Annotated in this window: 1 rRNA gene; it reads right to left on the bottom strand. The window is 48.6% G+C overall.

Annotation, left to right across the window (positions count from 1 at the left end):
* Positions 1–1256: ribosomal RNA gene (locus EII23_RS11955) — 23S ribosomal RNA — on the bottom strand; the annotation flags it as partial.

Here is a 1256-nt window from a genome sequence, read left to right as displayed (position 1 = left end):
ATTCTAGCTAGAGGCTTTTCTTGGCAGTGTGAAATCAACGACTCGAGGAAACAATTTCCTCTCCCCATCACAACTTGACCTTAAGAGTGCCGGATTTGCCTAACACTCAGTCTCATTGCTTGGACGTACAATCCAATCGTACGCTTCGCCTATCCTACTGCGTCCCCCCATCGATTAAAACGATTATAGGTGGTACAGGAATATCAACCTGTTATCCATCGCCTACGCCTGTCGGCCTCAGCTTAGGACCCGACTAACCCAGAGCGGACGAGCCTTCCTCTGGAAACCTTAGTCAATCGGTGGACGGGATTCTCACCCGTCTTTCGCTACTCACACCGGCATTCTCACTTCTAAGCGCTCCACATGTCCTTGCGATCATGCTTCAACGCCCTTAGAACGCTCTCCTACCATTGTCCAAAGGACAATCCACAGCTTCGGTAATATGTTTAGCCCCGGTACATTTTCGGCGCAGTGTCACTCGACTAGTGAGCTATTACGCACTCTTTAAATGATGGCTGCTTCTAAGCCAACATCCTAGTTGTCTGGGCAACGCCACATCCTTTTCCACTTAACATATATTTTGGGACCTTAGCTGGTGGTCTGGGCTGTTTCCCTTTCGAACACGGACCTTATCACCCATGTTCTGACTCCCAAGTTAAATTAATTGGCATTCGGAGTTTGTCTGAATTCGGTAACCCGAGAAGGGCCCCTCGTCCAAACAGTGCTCTACCTCCAATAATCATCACTTGAGGCTAGCCCTAAAGCTATTTCGGAGAGAACCAGCTATCTCCAGGTTCGATTGGAATTTCTCCGCTACCCACAACTCATCCGCTCACTTTTCAACGTAAGTCGGTTCGGTCCTCCATTCAGTGTTACCTGAACTTCAACCTGACCATGGGTAGATCACCTGGTTTCGGGTCTACGACCAAATACTCAACGCCCTATTCAGACTCGCTTTCGCTACGGCTCCACATTAACTGCTTAACCTTGCATCAAATCGTAACTCGCCGGTTCATTCTACAAAAGGCACGCCATCACCCATTAACGGGCTCTGACTACTTGTAAGCACACGGTTTCAAGTTCTCTTTCACTCCCCTTCCGGGGTACTTTTCACCTTTCCCTCACGGTACTGGTTCACTATCGGTCACTAGAGAGTATTTAGGGTTGGGAGATGGTCCTCCCAGATTCCGACGAGATTTCACGTGTCTCGCCGTACTCAGGATACTGCTAGGTATAAAGACTATTTCGAATACGAG

Origin of the sequence: Desulfovibrio sp. OH1186_COT-070 (assembly GCF_003860215.1) — a bacterium.
Classification (GTDB): Bacteria; Desulfobacterota; Desulfovibrionia; order Desulfovibrionales; family Desulfovibrionaceae; genus Desulfovibrio.
This window is presented reverse-complemented; position numbering and strand designations above follow the sequence as displayed.